The sequence below is a fragment of the Mesorhizobium sp. M4A.F.Ca.ET.050.02.1.1 genome (genome assembly GCF_003997725.1).
In the GTDB taxonomy this organism is placed as follows: Bacteria; Pseudomonadota; Alphaproteobacteria; order Rhizobiales; family Rhizobiaceae; genus Mesorhizobium.
Genome location: NZ_RZSG01000817.1, coordinates 1 through 2,583 on the forward strand (window position 1 = coordinate 1; position 2,583 = coordinate 2,583).

Sequence of the window (2,583 nt, forward strand, 5' to 3'; positions counted from 1 at the left end):
TCGGCGTGGTGAATTCGAACTCGAACGCGCGGCTGGCGAAGATCGGCAGGTTCCAGGGATATTGTTCCCAGTCCTCGACGCGCGCCGGCTCGAGCAGGATGCGCTTGAGGTAGGGCGCCTTCAGCCGCGTCAGTTGCTTGCGAGGCGCCACGGGCAGCGTCAGCCTGGCAACGAGATCGAGCCGTCTTCCGCGATCGGAAAGGCCGGATTGTGGGCGACTTCCCAGACATGGCCGTCGGCATCGGCGAAATAGCCATACCAGCCGCCCCAGAAGGCGCGGCCGGCCGGTTTCACGATCCTGCCGCCAGCTTTCTCGGCCATGGCAAGGACTTCATCGACTTCGGCGTCGGAGCGGGTGTTGTAGGCGAGGTAGACGGCCGACGGCGCCTTTGCAAAGCTGATGCCGGAATCCTCCTCGGCGCTCTGGCGCGGGAACAGGCCGAGGATGGCGCCACCCATCTGGAAGAAGGCGACGCCCTCTGTGATCCCTTGATGGCGGGCCAGGCCCATGCCCTCATAGAAGCGCGTCGCGCGATCGAGATCGTCGGTGGCGATGGTGATGATGGAGATACGCGGTTCCATTCGGATCTTCCTGTTTCCGGGCGCCCTACTCGTCCTTCCATTCCGGCTTGCGCTTGCCTACGAAAGCGCCGATGCCTTCCTCGGCGTCGCGCGCCAACATGTTCTCGACCATCACGCGGCCGGTGTAGGCATAAGCGTCGGCCAGCGCCATCTCGGCCTGGGCGTAGAACGCCTCCTTGCCGGTCTTGATCACCAAAGATGATTTTGAAGCAATGGTTTGCGCGTATTTGCTGACAACCTGATTCAGGTATTCGCGCGGCACGATGCGGTTGATGAGGCCGAATTCCCTGGCTGTGGCCGCGTCGATCGTCTCACCGGTCAACAGCATTTCCATGGCCTGCTTGCGCGAGACATTGCGCGACAGCGCCACCATCGGCGTCGAGCAGAACAGGCCGATGTTGACGCCCGGCGTGCAGAACGTCGCCTCGTGCGAGGCAATCGCAAGATCGCAGCTCGCGACCAATTGCAGCCCGGCGGCGGTGGCGAGGCCGTCGACCTCGGCGATGACGGGCCTGGGGTGGCGCACGATCGCCTGCATCAACTCGGCGCAAGCGGCAAAGGTCTCTTCGAAGAAACCCCGGCCGCGATCGGCATCGCTGCGATGGGCGCTCAGTTCCTTGAGATCGTGGCCGGCGCAGAACACCTTACCGGACGCCGCGAGGATAATGACGCGGACGGATCTGTCGGATTTCGCGCGATCGAACTCGGCCATCAGCGCCGCCATCACCGCCAGCGACAAGGCATTGGCCGGCGGGCTGGCGAGCGTCAGGCGAAGAATGCCTTTGTCCAGGCTGGCGACAACAGGCCCCTCGGCGATTGCCGGCTTGATGGCAACGACTTCAGCCATGTTCCAAACCTCTCCGCCCAATCCTTCTCGCCCTGCTGTGGCGAACTTCACAGACCATGGAACAAAAGAACTAGCACGCTGCCGATTGAAGAAAAGCCGCTAGCCGTGTTTTCTCGGCCGCAACATTTGGTCCAGGCGCCCTCGCCTTGGGTGCCCTGCCCGTCCCGCACATAGGAAATCGCCGATGCCCGCTCAAAGCAATCTGAAGCCGGTGTTGACCGCGGCTGACGTCAATCGGTTGATGGAAAGCGTCTATCCGCAGCTCAACGACCAGTTTTCCTTCTATCAGGCGCTGGAGGTGTTTCCCGGCGGCTGCACCGTGCGGCTCAATGCCGATGCGCGGCATCTGCGGCCCGGCGGCACGGTTTCCGGCCCTTCGCTGTTCACGCTGGCCGATATTGGGGGCTATGTCTGCGTGCTCTCGCATGCCGGGCCGGATGCGCTGTCAGTCACCACCAACCTCAACATCAACTTCGTGCGCAAGGCCGAGGCCGGTCCGATCGACGGCCATTGCCGCATCCTGAAGCTGGGAAAAAGCCTGATGGTGTTCGACATCGACATCGTCGCCGGGCCGGACGGACACACGGTAGCGCATGCCACAGGCACCTATTCGATCCCACCGAAACGTCCGAATGATGTGGTAAAATAATACCTTTTGCTCAATTCGTTGTTTTTGCTATGTTTTCCACACAAACAGAGATTTCGGTCGCCTTGACGCGCTGATTGCCCTCGCCTATAAGCCCTCGTGAAGCAGCGGCCCGCAACGGCCGCCGTTTTGTTATTGGCCACGGGCGAACACCCCAGCCAATCCAAGCAACAAGAAACGCCTTTCCCTGTCGTTCGCGGGTAGGGAGGGTCCAACCGAGAGCAAGAACCATGGCTACCTTTTCGCAGAAGCCTGCGGATGTGGTGAAGAAGTGGGTGCTGATCGACGCCGAAGGTCTCGTCGTCGGCCGCCTCGCCACTGTCATCGCCAACCATCTGCGCGGCAAGCACAAGCCCACCTTCACCCCGCATGTCGACGACGGCGACAACGTCATCGTCATCAATGCCGACAAGGTGGTGTTCACCGGCAAGAAGTACACCGACAAGGTCTACTACTGGCACACCGGCCATCCCGGCGGCAACAAGGAGCGCACCGCGCGCCAGCTGCT

Annotated in this window: 4 protein-coding genes and 1 pseudogene; 2 read left to right on the forward strand and 3 right to left on the reverse strand. The window is 61.9% G+C overall.

The window, feature by feature from the left end:
* The 3 genes and pseudogenes from EOA33_RS41580 to EOA33_RS31650 all read right to left on the reverse strand — a co-directional run.
* Nucleotides 1-151 (reverse strand): annotated as a pseudogene (locus EOA33_RS41580) (ATP-binding protein); the annotation flags it as partial.
* Nucleotides 152-159: 8 nt separating this feature from the next.
* Complete coding sequence (locus EOA33_RS31645) at nucleotides 160-582, reverse strand: VOC family protein (RefSeq protein WP_126054904.1); 423 nt, start codon at nucleotides 580-582, stop codon at nucleotides 160-162.
* A gap of 25 nt (nucleotides 583-607) precedes the next feature.
* Nucleotides 608-1,429, reverse strand: coding sequence for an enoyl-CoA hydratase (locus EOA33_RS31650; protein WP_126054905.1), 822 nt, complete (start codon nucleotides 1,427-1,429; stop codon nucleotides 608-610).
* Nucleotides 1,430-1,613: 184 nt separating this feature from the next.
* On the opposite strand from EOA33_RS31650, the gene EOA33_RS31655 reads away from it, so the two are divergent.
* On the forward strand, nucleotides 1,614-2,078 hold the full coding sequence (locus EOA33_RS31655; RefSeq protein ID WP_127407416.1) for a PaaI family thioesterase: 465 nt from the start codon (nucleotides 1,614-1,616) through the stop codon (nucleotides 2,076-2,078).
* A gap of 227 nt (nucleotides 2,079-2,305) precedes the next feature.
* The coding region (gene rplM, locus EOA33_RS31660) for a 50S ribosomal protein L13 (protein ID WP_127407417.1) at nucleotides 2,306-2,583 on the forward strand (278 nt) is incomplete at its 3' end.